The 2,184-nt window shown below is 44.4% G+C and carries 2 protein-coding genes and 1 pseudogene; 2 read left to right on the forward strand and 1 reads right to left on the reverse strand.

What is annotated here, in order from left to right:
• On the forward strand, nt 1–280 hold a 280-nt coding region (locus Phpb_RS27110), incomplete at its 5' end, for a hypothetical protein (protein WP_240492643.1).
• A gap of 60 nt (nt 281–340) precedes the next feature.
• Here the strand turns inward: Phpb_RS27110 and Phpb_RS24660 are convergent.
• Nucleotides 341–741, reverse strand: a pseudogene (locus tag Phpb_RS24660) (IS1634 family transposase); the annotation flags it as partial.
• A gap of 767 nt (nt 742–1,508) precedes the next feature.
• Here Phpb_RS24660 and Phpb_RS27115 point away from each other — a divergent pair.
• Nucleotides 1,509–2,184 (forward strand): cysteine peptidase family C39 domain-containing protein (locus tag Phpb_RS27115; protein ID WP_240492644.1); only part of this gene is annotated, 676 nt, incomplete at its 3' end.

A 2,184-nucleotide genomic window follows, 5' to 3' on the forward strand; every position in this document is an offset into this window, starting at 1 on the left:
TATTAGCCCTGAGCGTCTGTGGTTCCAGCATGAAGGGCAGGATCTGCAAATTTCGGTCATTGGCAGTAAGCAGGAGGTCACACTGCATAATTGGTATGCCAGTCCTTCCGAACGCCCCGGCAGCATCATGGCGGGTGACGGTCATCGGTTGACGGACCGTAATGTCGAAAATCTTGTCCAGGCGATGGCTGCCTTCGCGCCGCCGACACCTGCGACCACAATGCTCGGCGATGTCGAGCAACAGCGGCTGCAACCTGTGCTGGCAGCCAACTGGCACTGATCGGTAACAAGGCCCGCGATGGTTATCGCGGGTCTTTATAACTGACATTCCGCACCCAATTCAGGAAGAAAAAGACCCATACCATTGACCCAATATTTTCAACAGGTCATTTTGGTATGGTTGTATACCCGTTACCCTCCGATGCTCTTGAAATTCGAAGGTATTAATCCCTTCAAAGGTTAAAAATACCCAACGGGCGATGGGCGATTGTGTCTGCCGGTTTTTTGGGATACATAGAAGAGGTCAGGAACTCTGGGCTCTTCAGAAACCGGAAGCCCTGTTCAATCTTTTGCCGGGTTTTGTAATTGGCCGGAAAAGTTTCCATAATCACGCAGGGCATGTAACGCATCTTCCTTGCAGGCAAACGCTTTTTTGCACAATTTTTCAAACAATTTCAGCTCTTTTTCCGTTAATTTCAGCGTGTTTTTCGCGAAAGTCTGTGCTTCACGTCGCGAGGCGGCCATACTATCACACTGTTTTTAAATCAGGCATGCGGTGCGGAATGACGGATAGACTAATTTGTGCAAAAAATTTATATATTAATGATGTGGTCATATTTTTCCTGACGTTTTCTGATCGTTATTTGCGCGGTTGTTAGATTGGGATTTTTAAGCCTGATAAGTTGATCATTAATCCCCTTAATGATTTTTCTGATTTGCCGTATTCACTTCGGTAAATACATCTTTTTGTTTCTGTAAAAAGTTATCGATTAGATGACTGATTAATTTTTGTGTAGTGATCTGGCGATTATACTAACCTATGCAAGAAAAATGTGTCTATAACCTGCCTGTATGCCAAATTTTGGCTAATTTCTAATTGAAATGTCTTTTCTTGGTTTTTTGGTTGATTAATTATTAGCCGTGATATCCGATCGGTAATACCGATTGGTTTCATTATGATGGCTAATAACTGATCGATATCTTATTTTCACTGATTCAAGAGTCGTTGCAATTATTGAATCAGATTGTTGATGCTTATGTCTTTCCCTCAATGCAAGCAGAAGCGTTATAAGTTTAGCAAATGTTAATATTATTTTGTGGTTAATGTCACGATTTGTTAATATTTTAAGTGAAATTTATTATTAATTGATGATATAAATGTTTAATTACATGAATTGTGATTTGTTTACTAAACGGATTGCGGATATTTCTGGATAGCTTACTAGGGGTGAGATGAATATCCAGATGTTTGATTTAAAGGATAAAGTTGTCTGATGCAGGATAATGAAATGAGTACTGAGTCACCCCACTCTTCTCCGGAGCTGGATACCGGCTTGATTTGCCTGGCTATGTTGGCCAGGTTTCACAATATAGCGATATCGACTGAACAACTTTCACACGAATTTTCCACTTCCAACCGAGGTCTTACCCTGAAGGAGCTGCTGCTGGCCGCTCGTCATTCAGGGCTGAAAGCCAAGTCTGTAAACACAACACTTGCCAGACTTGAACATACTCCCTTGCCCGCCATTGCTATTGACCGGGATGGGCAGTTTTTTATTTTGGCTAAACTGGACAAAGAACAGGCCCTGATTCAGGACCCACGTTCGGCGCGTCCCGAAGTTATCAGCTTCGAGCAGCTTGAGCAGCGTTGGACAGGGCAACTGGTGCTTGTGCGTTCCAGTAACAGTCTGTCCGGAGAGACTTCTCGCTTTGACTTCACCTGGTTTATCCCGGCTATCGTCAAATACCGCAAGTTGTTGGGGGAAGTTTTGCTGGGGTCTTTTGCCTTGCAACTGTTTGCTCTGGTGACGCCGTTGTTCTTTCAGGTGGTCATGGACAAAGTTTTGGTGCACCACGGCCTAACCACACTGGATGTTGTCGCGGCGGGATTGCTGGGCATCATGCTGTTCGAGTCGGCTCTGAGCGGTTTGCGTAGCTACGTGTTTGCCCATACGACCAGCCGTA

This window comes from Photorhabdus namnaonensis, assembly GCF_001684335.1.
Taxonomy (GTDB): Bacteria; Pseudomonadota; Gammaproteobacteria; order Enterobacterales; family Enterobacteriaceae; genus Photorhabdus; species Photorhabdus namnaonensis.